This is a genomic window from Pseudomonas sp. NPDC087336, from assembly GCF_044744285.1.
Lineage (GTDB): Bacteria > Pseudomonadota > Gammaproteobacteria > Pseudomonadales > Pseudomonadaceae > Aquipseudomonas.
On sequence record NZ_JBIUYA010000006.1, the window covers coordinates 81,679 to 95,212 of the forward strand.

At 58.6% G+C, this 13,534-nt stretch carries 9 protein-coding genes; 8 read left to right on the forward strand and 1 reads right to left on the reverse strand.

Translation table 11 applies throughout. The features are described 5' to 3' along the window. The 6 genes from ACIO0C_RS07900 (at nucleotide 1) to ACIO0C_RS07925 (ending at nucleotide 9,251) form a co-directional block, all read left to right on the forward strand. Nucleotides 1-1,719 carry a DUF1302 domain-containing protein gene (locus ACIO0C_RS07900; RefSeq protein WP_401309965.1) on the forward strand — a complete coding sequence of 573 codons (1,719 nt, stop codon included), beginning with the start codon at nucleotides 1-3 and terminating at the stop codon, nucleotides 1,717-1,719. 38 nt (nucleotides 1,720-1,757) lie between these two features. Beyond that, nucleotides 1,758-3,137, forward strand: a complete 1,380-nt coding sequence (locus tag ACIO0C_RS07905) for a DUF1329 domain-containing protein (RefSeq protein WP_401309967.1) — start codon at nucleotides 1,758-1,760, stop codon at nucleotides 3,135-3,137. A 73-nt stretch (nucleotides 3,138-3,210) separates the two neighbouring features. Next, nucleotides 3,211-4,278 carry a WD40/YVTN/BNR-like repeat-containing protein gene (locus ACIO0C_RS07910; protein WP_401309969.1) on the forward strand — a complete coding sequence of 356 codons (1,068 nt, stop codon included), beginning with the start codon at nucleotides 3,211-3,213 and terminating at the stop codon, nucleotides 4,276-4,278. A 33-nt stretch (nucleotides 4,279-4,311) separates the two neighbouring features. Beyond that, a complete protein-coding gene (locus tag ACIO0C_RS07915; RefSeq protein WP_401309972.1) occupies nucleotides 4,312-6,816 on the forward strand; it encodes an RND family transporter in 2,505 nt (834 codons plus the stop codon). Between the two features lie 84 nt (nucleotides 6,817-6,900). Further along, nucleotides 6,901-7,695: an SDR family oxidoreductase gene (locus tag ACIO0C_RS07920; protein ID WP_401309974.1), complete on the forward strand. Its 795-nt coding sequence runs from the start codon at nucleotides 6,901-6,903 to the stop codon at nucleotides 7,693-7,695. Between the two features lie 20 nt (nucleotides 7,696-7,715). After that, on the forward strand, nucleotides 7,716-9,251 hold the full coding sequence (locus ACIO0C_RS07925; protein ID WP_401309977.1) for a class I adenylate-forming enzyme family protein: 1,536 nt from the start codon (nucleotides 7,716-7,718) through the stop codon (nucleotides 9,249-9,251). Here the strand turns inward: ACIO0C_RS07925 and ACIO0C_RS07930 are convergent. Further along, nucleotides 9,217-9,855 carry a cysteine hydrolase family protein gene (locus ACIO0C_RS07930; RefSeq protein ID WP_401309979.1) on the reverse strand — a complete coding sequence of 213 codons (639 nt, stop codon included), beginning with the start codon at nucleotides 9,853-9,855 and terminating at the stop codon, nucleotides 9,217-9,219. The two genes, ACIO0C_RS07925 and ACIO0C_RS07930, sit on opposite strands and share 35 nt — an antisense overlap. 121 nt (nucleotides 9,856-9,976) lie before the next feature. Here ACIO0C_RS07930 and ACIO0C_RS07935 point away from each other — a divergent pair, with 121 nt between their 5' ends. Beyond that, the gene (locus tag ACIO0C_RS07935; protein WP_401309981.1) at nucleotides 9,977-12,304 is read left to right on the forward strand and encodes an acyl-CoA dehydrogenase; all 2,328 of its coding nucleotides are present in this window, start codon (nucleotides 9,977-9,979) and stop codon (nucleotides 12,302-12,304) included. A 33-nt stretch (nucleotides 12,305-12,337) separates the two neighbouring features. After that, nucleotides 12,338-13,525: an acetyl-CoA C-acyltransferase gene (locus ACIO0C_RS07940; RefSeq protein WP_401309984.1), complete on the forward strand. Its 1,188-nt coding sequence runs from the start codon at nucleotides 12,338-12,340 to the stop codon at nucleotides 13,523-13,525. Nucleotides 13,526-13,534: the final 9 nt, after the last annotated feature.

The following is a 13,534-nucleotide window of genomic DNA, read 5'->3' on the forward strand; positions in this document are numbered from 1 at the left end:
GTGAAAACAACCACAAAACGCAGCGTTAGCGGTCGAAGTGTCAGTTCCATTAAACCGGTCTATGTGTCTTGTTCAATTGCGTTGCTGCTGGGGGCGGCTGTTGGCAACGAAGCGTTGGCGTTTGAAGTCGAAACGGGCAACCCTGATGTTAGCGTCCGTTGGGACAATACCGTTCGCTACAATGCCGGCTGGCGGATGGAAGGGCGCAACGACGATTTTGATAACTCGCCGTTCTACGACGATACGGAACACAAGTTCGATAAAGGCGACATGGTCACCAATCGTGTTGACCTCATCACCGAACTGGATGTCGCGTGGAAGCAGAAGCATGGTTTCCGCATCAGTGCTGCTGGCTGGTATGACGATGCTTATCAGGACAGTGCAGAGCCCAATCCGAACCTGGTAGGCAGTGGCAACTACACCAACAATCACTACAACGGCTATGCCAATCGCTACATCGCCGGGCCATCCGGTGAATTTCTTGATGCCTTTGCGTTCACTGGGTTTCAACTCGGCAGCGTAGGCGTCAACCTGAAGGCCGGTCAGCACAACGTCTACTGGGGTGAATCGCTGTTTACCCTCGGTAACTCTATCGCTTACTCCCAAGGTCCGGTTGATACCATCAAGGCTGCTACCAGCCCTGGTGCGGAAGCCAAAGAGTTGTTCCTGCCGCTCAAGCAAATATCCACGGATGTCCAGCTGACTGACGAACTTTCGTTTGGTGCGCAATACCTGCTGGATTGGAAGCCGTTTCGCCTGGTGCCAGGTGGTACCTACTTCTCGAATGCTGACGGAGCTCGCTCCGATTTTGGTTCGCCAGCTGCGATCTTCCGAATTCCGAATGGCGACGACATCGAGCCGGACAGCCACGGTGACTTCGGCGTGAACCTGCGCTGGAGCCCCTACTGGCTGGAAGGTACGGCCGGGGTCTACTACCGCAAGTTCGGTGAGAAACTGCCTTGGAGTTTTACCCAGGTCGGTATCGTACAAGTGGCGCCTGGCCGCTTCGCCGGTGTGCCCAACGCCATTCGCTATAACTATGCTCGTGACACCGAGCTGTACGGCCTGAGTCTCACCAAAAACCTCGGTACGGTTAGCGTTGCGGGTGAAGTTTCTTACCGTAAGAACACAGCGTTGAACTCGGTGGCGGGTTACACCGTGATTTCCACGGGGGACGCCAGCTACTCCCAGGCCGAGGGTGCACGCGGCGACAGTTACCATGCATTGATTAACGGTATTTATCTGCTACCTCGCACCGCCCTTTGGGAGGGAGGCACTCTTCAAGCTGAGTTGACCTATAACAAGCTGGACAAGATTACTGAAAATGAGGCGCGTTATAACGGGCGTGGCAATGGCTGCGTGACGGCTTACAGCAAGAACTGCGCAGATGACCACTCGGTCGGTACGCAAGTTGGCTTCACTCCTGAGTGGCCGCAATTGTTCCCGGGCTGGGACGTGTCGATGCCGGTGACCTGGGCCTACGGCATTGACGGCAATAGCCCGACGCTGGGTGGTACTAGCGAAGGTGCCTACAACTACTCTGTGGGTATCAGTGGCAAGTGGATGAACTTGCACAACTTCACCCTCAAATGGATAGACTCGCATGCCGATTACAAAAACAATCCGGCTCGCGGCTACGTCACCAGTGACTACACGAACGGCGCGGCGGTGCAGAACGACCATGGCTGGCTGTCGTTCACTTATAAGACGACCTTTTGATTGGCTTCCCTTTACCTGCCTGATGTGAGGGTTCATCAATGAATTACAAGAATATGATGGTATGGGGGGCGGCAAGCCTTCTGTTTGCAGGCCAGGTTCTGGCCGCACCCACCGATGAAGAGATCAAACAACTGGGGACCAGCCTTACGCCGCTGGGCGCAGTCAAGGCCGGCAATGCCAATGGCACCATTCCCTCCTGGGAAGGTGGCTTGTGCACGGCCCCCGCCGGCTACAAGCCGATCATGGGTGACAAGGGCGGCTCGCCGTATATCGACCCGTTCGCCAATGAAAAGCCGGTGTTGAGCATCACTGCTGCCAACATGGCGCAATACAAAGACAAACTCGACGTGGGTACACAAGAGCTGTTCAAGCGCTATCCAGACAGCTACCGCCTGGATATTTACCCGACTCATCGAACGGCCTGTTATCCGAAGTGGGTCTACGACAACACCATTTCGCGGGTGAAGAATCCGCAACTGGCCGGTTCCGCACCTGGCCTGATCAACGCCCATGCCCAGTATCCGTTCCCGATTCCCAAGAACGGTTACGAGGCCATGTGGAACGCCAGCGTCAAGTTTGAACTGCCCTATTCCGAAGGTACCCAGGCGGCTTACCTGATCGATAACAACGGTGGCGTGACCTTGACCAACGTTCAGAAGATCGAGAACCGTAACCTGTTCTGGGATAACACCATCGACAAGGTTCCGGACAATCAGCCGTTCTGGGCATTGATCGCCAGTACCATGTCACCGGCCGCATCTGCGGGCGTCAAGCAGATGCGTCATGCCTTCCTGAACACTTCCGAACGGGACAACATGGCATGGAGCTATGTGCCTGGGCAGCGTCGTGTACGCCTGGCGCCTGAGTTCAAGTACGACACGGTCAGTACTTCCAGCGGCGGCGTGCTGTTGTTCGATGAGATCAACGGCTTCGACGGCAAGATGGACAAGTTCGACTTCAAACTGGTGGGCCGGCGCGAGATGTACGTACCGTACAACGCCTACAGGACCTGGGCGGCCGATCCTGTAGCGATCAACACGCCCAAGCACTTGAACCCGGACTACCTGCGCTGGGAGCTGCACCGTGTGTGGGAAGTGGAGGCAACGCTCAAACCTGGCGAGCGCCATGTACAGAAGGTCAAGCGTTTCTATCTGGACGAAGACAGCTGGAGCATCCTGACTTACGTCGCTGAGGATCAGGCCGGCAAAGTTCACCACTTGATGTACCAGCCTGCGGTTCAACAGTACGAGAAACCTGGTTATCGCAATGGTCAGTACGTGCTCTATGACATGACCAAGAACGTGTACTCCAACGGCTCGCTGATGGGTGCACCGAAGATGACCGGTTTCTATAAGGTAGATCCTTACCCAGCCAACTACTTCTCATCGGGGGCATTGTCCGGCTCCGGCGTACGCTGAAACCCGGGAAGAGTTGAGCACCTGGTGCTCGGCTCTTCGAACCCACCTGGCTCAGTCGTGCTGTGAGGATGAAATGGCAACTGTGCGTTATATGTTCGTGCTGGCGGCAGCCCTGGTCACAGGGTTGTCGAACCCGGTGAATGCCAAAACCGACTTCACCGATCCACTGGATCGCCCTGCGTCGACTGTCGGCAATCTGATCGGTGCCCATCTAAATAGTGTGACCACCGCGGGCGAGCGATTGATCGCGGTGGGAGCGCGGGGCCTGATCATCGTTTCCGACGATGCCGGCGCCACATGGACCCAGGCCTCATCACCCGTTTCAAGCGATCTATTGGGCGTTCATTTCCCAACGGCAAAGCAAGGTTGGGCGGTCGGCCATGATGGTGTGATCCTGCACAGCAGTGATGGCGGAAGTCATTGGGTCAAGCAATTCGATGGCGTGGCGGCGAGCAAGATGTTGACCGAACACTTTGACAAATTGGCGGCTACCGGTGACGAGTCAGCTGTCAGCTTTCAGGAAGGGGTCAAGCTCAATTATCAGGACGGTCCGGAACAGGCGCTGATGGGCGTCTGGTTCTCCGACGAGAACAACGGCTTAGCCGTAGGGACCTTTGGCACCCTGCTCGCCACCCACGATGGAGGCAAAACGTGGGAGTCCTGGATGGAGCATTCCGACAACCCCGAGTTCCTGCATTACATGGCGATTTCTGGCAGCGGTGAGCAGATGTATATCGCCTCTGAGCGCGGTGTTGTCTTTAGGCTGGATCCTCGGGCGCAACGCTTCGAGCGTTTGGAAACGGGCTACACGGGCAGTTTTTTCAGCATCAAGGTGACACCGACAACGCTCATTGCCGCAGGCCTGCGGGGCACGGCATTCAAATCCATGGATGGCGGCACCACGTGGCAACCCTTGCCCACTGGAATCAATGTGGCGCTCAGCGATGTGCAGAGTCTGCCTGATGGCCGTTTTCTGCTAGCCGGGGTCGATGGCAAAGTCGTTATCAGTGATGGCGCAGTGAGCAGCTTCAGACCCTTGACGGTGTCGCGTCCCGGACGGTTTACCAGCCTGACCGGGCTAAAGAATGGCAAAGCCGTTAGCGTTGGTTTTTCCGGGGTACGGGAAGTCACTGTGCAATAGGTGGCGACGACTCCAGTCTTTTCAGAGGCAAATATGGTTGATTTGAAAGCGCTGCAAATGCCCGTCATCGCGGACCCTGCCGACTTCGACAAGAACAGCGGCAATTGGCTCGAACGGCTGGTATTCAATCATCGCATCAGCGTGATCCTGTTTTGCGCAGTGCTGACGCTGTTCTTTGGCTGGAGTGCGCTCAAGCTTCCGGTCAACACCAGTTTCGAAAAAATGATTCCGCAGTCCCACCCCTATATCCAGAACTATCTGGAGCACAGGGATGCACTGCGCGGCATGGGCAATGCGACCCGTATCGTGGTCGAGAACACTCAGGGCGACATCTTCGACAAGGATTACCTGCTCGCCTTGCAGAAGGTCAACGACGCCGTCTACCTGATGTCGGGTGTTGACCAGGGCTGGATGCGCAGCTTGTGGACCAGCAGCCTGCGCTGGACTGAAGTCACCGAGGAGGGCTATCGCGGCGGCCCGGTCATTCCCGACCGCTGGGACGGCAGTCCGCCATCGATGGACCGCTTGCGTGAAAACATTAACCGCGCGGGTATTGTCGGCAGCTATGTGGCAAACAACCTCAAGTCGTCGATGATTTTTGTGCCCTTGCTCGACATCAATCCGGAAAGCGGCAAGCCACTCGATTACGCGCAGTTATCCCGGCAACTGGAAGCGCAGGTGCGCTCCCTGGAAACCGATACGATCAAGGTGCACATCATCGGTTTCGCCAAGATCGTCGGCGACTTGATCGACGGCTTGTATTCGGTCATGGCGTATTTCGGTTTCTCGGTATTGATTGCCACCGCTCTGGTGCTCATCTATACCCGATGCCTGCGCAGCACTCTGCTGCTTGTGTTTTGCGCCTTGCTTGGCGTGGTTTGGCTTTTGGGGCTGCTCAGCGTGCTGGGCTATGTGCTGGACCCTTATTCGATCCTGGTACCGTTCCTGATTTTCGCCATCGGCCTGTCCCATGGTGCGCAGAAGATGAACGGCATCATGCAGGATGTGGGGCGCGGGACTCACAAGTACGTGGCTGCCCGCTATACATTCCGTCGGCTGTTCATGGCGGGCCTGACAGCTTTGCTGGTCAATATCGTCGGCTTTGCCGTATTGATCATCATCGACATTCCTGTGATCCGTGACATGGCCCTGACCACCAGTCTGGGCGTGGCGATCCTGATTTTCACCAAGCTGTTTCTGATCCCTGTGCTGCTGTCGTATTTCGGCGTCAGCGATCAGGCCGCCAAACGCAGCATTCAGACCTCTGAACAGGTGGAGTCAGGCCATAGCCCGATGCAACGGATACGTGCGGGGCTGATCCGTTTGACGGAGCGCCGTCCCGCCATGTTCGCTGTTGCAGGGGCGGTCGTGTTGGCGGGGGGAGGCCTGATGATCGGGCACCATGTGCAGTTTGGTGATCTCAACCCGGGTGCACCGGAGCTGCGTCCCGAGTCGCGCTACAACCGCGATGTGGCTTTCGTGACGCAGAACTACGGCCTGTCCACCGACCAATTCGTGGTTATGCTGAAAACCCCGGCAAATGGTTGCACCGAGTTCGCCTCGCTCACTGAGGCTGATCGATTGAGCGCCCGCTTGCGCGAGTTGCCTGGTGTGCAGACCACGTTTTCGCCGGCCGATGGTATTCGCCTGACAACCTCCGGGCTGTTCGAGGGCAACCCCAAATGGCAGACCATCCCACGTAACGCCAGTAACCGCACACAGGCGTTCAACATGTTTGCCACCGACCGCCCGGAGTTGGTCGATCGCTTCTGCGTGATCACGCCAGTGATTGCCTACCTGTCAGACCACAAGGCGGCGACGCTGGAGCGTGTGGTCAAGGAAGTGGAAGCCTACAGCGCCCAGTACAGCACCGAGTCGCGCACGTTTCTGCTGGCAGCGGGTAGCGCAGGCATCGAGGCGACAACCAACATTGTGGTCAAGCGCAGTTTCTGGACCTTGCACCTGGTGCTGTACGGTGCCGTGGCATTACTGTGTTTCATCACTTTCCGCAACTGGCGAGCGGTCGTTGTGGCACTGATCCCGTTGATCATCACCTCTATCCTCTGTGAGGCGCTGATGGTGATGCTGAACATCGGCATCAAGGTGGCGACCTTGCCGGTTATCGCGGTTGGGGTGGGCGTCGGTGTCGACTACGCGTTGTACCTGCTCAGCGTACAACTGGGCTTGCAGCGGCACGGCATGACACTGGCGCGCTCGTATGAGGGATCGCTGGATTTCGTCGGGCGGATCGTGGGCCTGGTCGGCCTGACAATGGCCGCCGGGGTGATTCCGTGGATCTGGTCTCCGATCAAGTTCCAGGCCGACATGGGGATTCTGCTCAGCTTCATGTTCCTCTGGAACATGGTCGGAGCATTGGTCCTGATCCCGGCACTGTCCTACTTCCTGTTGCGTACACCGGCGGACGATGCCGACCGGGAAAAAGTAGAAGAACGCGCAAAGATCGATGACCCGATGGCGGTTCTGGAATCGTCGGACAGCGCAGACAAACTCGCCATCAAACTCCGCACCACAGCCTGAAACCTGATTATGCACGGGGCAGATTTATCTGCTCCGTGCTCGCGTGCACCTTTTGACAATCTGCGGATGAGCTGGAGTCTACTGATGAATTTGGGTCTGGAAGGAAAAGTCGCGTTTGTTTCCGGAGGCAGTAAAGGCATCGGACGCGCCTGCTCTGAACTGCTTGCCGCTGAAGGGTGCAAGGTCATGGTTGCCGCACGCAACAGTGATGCCATCGAACAAACGGTGGCAGCGTTGCGTGATGCCGGCGGCATTGCCAGTGGCGTGGTTGCTGACCTGACCCGGCCTGGTGATGTGCAACGAGCAGTGGCAGCAGCACGGCAGGCCTTTGGCTCGCCAGACATCGTCATCACCAATGTGCACGGGGGAGAGCCGAGCGATTTTCTTGATGGGGATGCCGATGCGTTTCTCAATGCTTTTCAGAACCTGGTGATGAGTGTCGTGCACCTGGCGCGAGCAACCCTGCCGCATATGCGCGAGCAGCGCTGGGGGCGTTTGTTGACCATCGGTACCGCCGCGGCCAAGGAGCCGGCGCCAGGCTTGAACCTGATGGCTGCAACCACCGCACGCGCGGCGGTCGTCACCTTGAACAAATCCCTGGCCGATGAGTTCGCCGTCGATGGCGTCACCGTCAACACGCTCGCCACGGGTTGGATCGCAACGACCACCATGCTCGAAGAAGTGGGGCGCATGGCCAAGGAGCGCGGTATGGCCACCGAGGCGCTGCTTCAGCGCTTGACCAAGAGTATTCCCGTTGGCCGCGCGGGCGATCCTCAAGAGATCGCCTCGCTGGCGGTGTACTTGTGCTCCGCTCGGGCGGGTTACATCAATGGTTGCCTTATCCCTGTCGATGGCGGCAGCCATCGCAGTGCCTGGTAGTTAGCTGGAGTTGAATGCCCATGACCCTGTTGCACGCCCCGACCCTGTGGCAATTGCTGGAACGGCGCGCGGAACTGACGCCGCAAGCCCCCATGCTGATCGATGGCCGCAAACACTTGCATATGACCTTTGCCCAGGCACTGGATATTGCCGAGCGCTTGGCCGCGGGCTTTTACGAGCTCGGTATCAGTGCCGGCAGTCGGGTCACCTGGATGTTGCCCACAGGCTTGCCGGCCGTTATGACCGCCTTGGCCCTGGCGCGCCTGGGTGCTCTGCAGAACCCGATTATCTCGCTGTACGGTGAACGCGAGGTTCACGGTGTTCTTGAGGGAAATCGTTCGGAGTTCTTGCTGGTGCCCGATGACGGGGAGCGTGATTTTCCGGCGATGGCCGAACGCCTTTGCCAGCAGCTCGAGCGGCCGCCGCAGGTGATTGTCATGGGCAATCACCTGCCACGTGGGCGGGCGTCAAGTTTGCCGCCACCCCCCAGCGACGGTCAGGCCGTGCGCTGGGTCTATTACACCTCGGGCACTACCTCGCAACCCAAGGGCGCTTGTCACACGGACGACAGCTTGATGATCGGCGGGCGGAACCTGGCCAGATCAATGAGCGTCAGTGCCGCCGATGTCGGCAGCGTCGCTTTTCCGTACGCCCACATTGGCGGTGCGATGTACACCACCATGCTGCTGGCTTCGGGCATGAGCGCTGTATTGCTCGACCGCTTTCAGGCCGAGGAAGCTGCTGAAATCTATCGCCGATATGCCGTGACACTCGCTGGCGGCAGCACAGCCCATTACCAGCTATTGCTTGCTGAACAAAGGCGCAATGCTCAAACACCTTTATTTCCCGGGATGCGCGTGCTCTGCGGTGGGGGCGCTCCCAAACCGCCAGAACTCTATTACCAGGTCCGCGATGAGATAGGGTGCGGTCTGATTCATAACTACGGTATGACCGAAGTCCCGTTGATTTGCGCAGGCTTTGAGACCGATACGGACGAGCAGTTGGCCAATGCCGACGGCATACCCATGCAGGACATCGAATTACGGATTATCCGCTCTGACGGCAGCCTGGCAGGGGAGGGTGAATCGGGGGAAGTCCGGGTGCGCGGTAAGGCGGTGTTCAAAGGTTATACCGACCCTGCATTGAACGTGGTGTCATTCGATGACGACGGTTTTTTCCGAACCGGCGATCTGGGCATGCGCCGCCCCGATGGTCGTATCGTTCTGACCGGGCGGCTCAAGGATGTGATTATCCGCAAGGGTGAGAACATTTCGGCCAAAGAAATCGAAGACCTGTTGTTCACCCATCCCAAAGTAGCAGCGGTAGCGGTCATCGGCCTGCCGGATGAACTGCGGGGTGAGCGTGTCTGCGCCGTCGTCGAACTGAAGCCGGGTGCTGCGGCATTGCAGTTCGAGGAGATGGTCGAATTCTTCATGCAGGCCAAGGTGATGCGGCAGAAGATTCCCGAGCAACTGGAAATCGTTGAGCAACTGCCGCGCAATCAAACCTTGAACAAAATTCTCAAGCACGTCCTGCGTGGACAATACGCTCACTGAGCGCCGCAATGACCGACTCGCTGTCGCTCAAAGTGCTGTAGAGCGGCAGCAGGTTGCTGACGATAAAGTCGTGGCTTTGCGGTGTGGCGCCGGCGATGCAGTCCTCGGGTACCACGACCTGATAGCCCAGGTCTGATCCGCACAACGACAGGCCCGAAATGGCCACGTTGGTCGAAACACCGACCGGCACAATAGTCGTCACCCCCATGTTGCGCAGGATCGAATCCAGGTCGGTACCGTGGAAACCCACCAGGCTGAAGCTGCGTGCATGCACGATGTCCGACTCGTGGGGTGCCACTTCCGGCACTGACTTTACATCCTCTGAACCAACAATCATTCGGTTTTGCTTGGTCGAGCGGGCAATGATCACGCTGGTGCGCGGCAGGTCGACATAACCCGGACGATGCGCTACGTGAAGGTGCAATACCGGCAGTCCGGCGGCCCTGAACGCTTCCGCCAGGCGAGCGATGCGCGGCAGCACGCCGCGTTGCTGAACCTGCTCTGCAAGCCCCGGAAAATCAGACAGTTCCGGGTCGACGACACCCCGTTGGCATTCGCTGATGAGCAGTGCAGGGCGTTTTCCAGCTTCAAATCCTCTAGGCATGAATTCCTCTCTGACAGATTGGCCACGACGGGCAGGTTGAAATAGTGGTTGACACCGGCTGAGTATAGAATGAAAACTGACATAACGTTAGTTAATTGATTTAAACGTTCAGGAGTCTCTGATGGGAGTAATTGCAGATCAATCGCTGTCAGCCATGCTGCGCCAATCGGCCGATGACTTCTTGACAGGATCGCACAGCCCATCGCGCTTGCGGGGCTGGATAGGCCGGGCGCGACCGGTGGAATCATCGCTATGGCACGACATCGCAGCGTTAGGCTGGACTGGGTTGCTGCTTCCGGAAGCATTGGGTGGCAGCGGCTTGGGCTTGCGTGAGGCGACAGTCCTATGCGAGGTGATGGGGGAGCGTTTGTTCGCCGAACCCTTTGTGGGATGTTGCGTGATGCCGTCACTGTTGCTCACGCAGGCGGAAAATGGCCCCGCCACCGAGCAATTGGCCGCGTGGCAGGTCAGTGGCGAACGCCTGCTGGCCTTGGCTTGGCAAGAACAGGCCGGGCAGATGGATCCGGACGTGATTGAGTGCCGGGTCGATCAAGGCCTACTCAGCGGGCGCAAGGTCTTTGTGCTGGGGGCCGAACAGCAGTCAGTCTTGCTGGTGTCTGCCCTCGAACACGGCCAACCGGTGGTCGTCGCCGTTGCTGTGAATGCCCCTGGCGTTCGTGTTGAAGCCTTCGCGGCAGGCATCGGCGCTCAGTACCATGTCGACTTCGATCAGGCGCCCGTGCTCTTTGAGCAGACACTCCTCAGGGGCCAGCCGGCGCTCGATGCCTTGCAACTCAGTCTGGCAGGCGGGCGTATTGCCTTGTCGGCGGAATTGGCGGGGCAGGCAGCGGGTTGCTTGCAACAGACTCTGGATTTCGTCAGCCAACGGGTGCAGTTCGAACGCCCGCTGGGCTCCTTCCAGAGCGTTCAACATCGCTGCGTCGACCTGAGCATCGAACAGACGCTGGCGAAGGCCAGTTTGCAGCATGCGCTGACCAGTCATGAGCAGGCACCTCTGACGCGGGCCAGTCAGGCCGCGATCAGTGCCGCCAAGGCGCGATGTGCTCAAGCCGCCCTCCTGATCGGCAAGCAAGCTGTGCAACTGCATGGCGCAATGGGCTTTGCCGAGGAAGTGGACATCGGTCTGTATTTGCGGGCGGCGATGTTCGGATCGGCCTGGTTGGGGTCGGTCTGGGATCACCGCCGTCAATTTGCAAAGCTCACGGGCGAAAACCCGATTGAAGCGGCGCTGGCGCCCTTCGAAGCGTCGAACTCCAGTGACCCTCGGGAGTGGAGCGATGAGGAGTTTCGGGCGCGCCTGCGTGTCTGGCTGACGGAGTTTTACCCCGAGCATTTGCGCCAGAACGATCGCCGGCCATTCCTGCGCCTGCGCGGCGACGACCTGACCGGCTGGCTGCGCTTGCTCAACGATCACGGCTGGCGTGCGCCTGCCTGGCCTCGTGAATACGGTGGCATGGGCATTTCCTTTCGCAAGCAACTGATTTACCAGGAGGAGATGGAACGTGCTGGCGTCGGGCGGATTATCGACAACGGTGAAACCCAACTCGGCCCGACCATCATCAAAGGTGGCACCGAGGAGCAACGTGCACGCATCCTGCCCAGGATCCTGGCCTGCGACGATATGTGGTGCCAGGGCTATTCCGAACCAGGTGCGGGTTCCGACCTGGCCAGCCTGCGTACCCGCGCAGATCTTGACGGCGATGAGTTCGTCGTCAATGGACAGAAAATCTGGACCACTCACGCCGCTGAGTGCAGCCATATCTATGCGTTGGTGCGTACCGGCAAGTTTGAGAAAAAACAGCAGGGCATCAGTTTTCTGTTGATCGACCTGAGTGCTCCGGGCGTCAGCGTCCGGCCGATCGCCAACATTGCAGGCGAAGACGAGTTCTGCGAAGTGTTCTTTGACAACGTTCGCGTTCCTGCCAGCAACCTGTTGGGTGAACTGCATCAGGGTTGGAGCCTGGCCAAAGCATTGTTGGGCCATGAACGGATCTGGCTGGGCAGCGCGGCGATGGCTGGCAGTGCGCTGGTACTGGCTGAGCGGCTTGTGACGGAACTGGGCTTGGCCAATGACCGTGGCGTGCTCGATCGACTGGCTTGTCTGCAAGCAGACTTGCATGACTACCGACTGTTCTACGCGCAAATCTGCGATCGCATCGCCGAAGCCGATGAACAACCGGGGCCGGAGGTTTCGATGCTCAAGGTGTACATCTCGGAGCTGTTGCAACGCATCACCGAATTTTGCGCGGAAATCGCCGGTGATTTTGGCGGCATCGTTGGCGACGTACAGATCGGCTCGCTGCTGACCGACTTGCACTGGCCGTTGATGATGGCGCGGCCCGTATCGATCTATGCCGGCGCCAATGAGGTCCAGCGCGACATTCTGGCCAAGGCTGTCCTGAAACTGCCCAGTGCCCCTCGCACCTGAGGCCCGAGCCACCGTGAACAACCGGATAACATCATGAGAGAAGCGGTCATTGTTTCCACTGCACGCACCCCGATCGGCAAGGCCCATCGAGGTGCTCTGAATGACATCAAGTCGCCAAGCCTGACAGCGCACGCATTGCTGCACAGCACCTTGCGTGCCGCTGTTGATCCTTCTGAAGTCGAGGATGTGATCATTGGCGCAGCCATGGGGGCCGGTACCGCAGGGCGCAACCTGGCTCGCGCAGCGGCGTTGCGGGCCGGCTTTGGCGTCGGTGTCGCCGGCGCCACCGTCGATCGACAGTGTGCCTCGGGATTGATGGCGATCGGCATGGCCGCCAAGCAGATCATCGTCGATGGCATGGACATCGTCATTGGTGGTGGCTCGGAGAATGTCAGCGCATTGACGCCCAGCTACCTCGAGTGGGCCATACGCGACAAGGATCTTGATCTGGTGGAGCGGGTATCTTCCGCCTACATGCCAATGATCGAGACCGCCGAATATGTCGCTCGGCAGTACGGTATTTCCCGTCAGGCCCAAGATGAGTTTTCCCTGCAGGCCATGCAGCGCGCCGTTGCGGCCCAGGCCAGGGGCGCCTTCGCCGAAGAAATCGCACCCCTACAGGTCTCGCAAAAGCTGGTCGACAAACAGAGCGGGGAGATCAGTTACAAGCGTTTCCTGTTCAGCGAAGACGAGTGCCTGCGTGCGAACACAACCGCCGAAGGTCTGGCGGCACTCAAGCCAGTCATGGAGGGTGGCAGTATTACTGCTGGCAACGCCAGTCAGCTGTCTGACGGTGCCTCGGCCTGCCTGCTGATGGACGCGCGTGTTGCTGAACAACGCGGTTTGAATCCGCTGGGTGCCTATCGGGGATTGATCGTCACGGGCTGTGCACCGGAAGAAATGGGCATTGGTCCGGTAACCGCGATTCCGAAGTTGCTGGGTAAACATGGCCTGACCATCGGCGATGTCGGTCTTTGGGAGTTGAATGAGGCATTTGCCTGCCAGGCCTTGTACTGCCGTGACCACTTGGGCATCGATCCGGAAATATTCAACGTCAATGGCGGTGGCATCGGCCTTGGTCATCCGTTTGGCATGACCGGTTCGCGCCTGGTGGGCAGTGCCTTGCTGGAAGGGCGTCGACGCGGCGTACGCTTCGTCGTGGTGAGTATGTGCGTGGGGGGCGGTATGGGCGCGGCAGGGTTGTTTGAGGTCTACCCTTGATCCCTAACG

Excerpts from the sequence above, each read along its gene's own strand:
- ACIO0C_RS07915 (WP_401309972.1), top strand. The coding sequence starts at position 4,312 with ATGGTTGATTTGAAAGCGCTGCAAATGCCCGTCATCGCGGACCCTGCC.
- ACIO0C_RS07935 (WP_401309981.1), top strand. The coding sequence starts at position 9,977 with ATGGGAGTAATTGCAGATCAATCGCTGTCAGCCATGCTGCGCCAATCG.
- ACIO0C_RS07925 (WP_401309977.1), top strand. The coding sequence starts at position 7,716 with ATGACCCTGTTGCACGCCCCGACCCTGTGGCAATTGCTGGAACGGCGC.
- ACIO0C_RS07920 (WP_401309974.1), top strand. The coding sequence starts at position 6,901 with ATGAATTTGGGTCTGGAAGGAAAAGTCGCGTTTGTTTCCGGAGGCAGT.
- ACIO0C_RS07940 (WP_401309984.1), top strand. The coding sequence starts at position 12,338 with ATGAGAGAAGCGGTCATTGTTTCCACTGCACGCACCCCGATCGGCAAG.
- ACIO0C_RS07910 (WP_401309969.1), top strand. The coding sequence starts at position 3,211 with ATGGCAACTGTGCGTTATATGTTCGTGCTGGCGGCAGCCCTGGTCACA.
- ACIO0C_RS07930 (WP_401309979.1), bottom strand. The coding sequence starts at position 9,855 with ATGCCTAGAGGATTTGAAGCTGGAAAACGCCCTGCACTGCTCATCAGC.
- ACIO0C_RS07905 (WP_401309967.1), top strand. The coding sequence starts at position 1,758 with ATGAATTACAAGAATATGATGGTATGGGGGGCGGCAAGCCTTCTGTTT.